We start from the raw sequence: 226 nt of genomic DNA on the forward strand, positions 1-226 counted from the left end.
TTCGTCCTGAGCCAGGATCAAACTCTCCATAAAAGAATTTGAGTAAGCTCAAATTTGCTGGCATCATGTTTGATGTCAAAAATTGTTTGTCTCTTAAAGAGACTACTTATTGTTAACGTTTTGCTTGTTCAGTTTTCAAAGTTCATAAATTGGTGGAGCCTAGCGGGATCGAACCGCTGACCTCCTGCGTGCAAGGCAGGCGCTCTCCCAGCTGAGCTAAGGCCCC

General features: G+C 44.7%; 1 tRNA gene. It reads right to left on the minus strand.

Features of this window, described 5'->3' with window-relative positions:
* Positions 1-150: 150 nt before the first annotated feature.
* Positions 151-226, minus strand: a tRNA-Ala gene (locus tag AC3II9_RS22755).

This window comes from Lysinibacillus sp. RU7 (genome assembly GCF_057837305.1).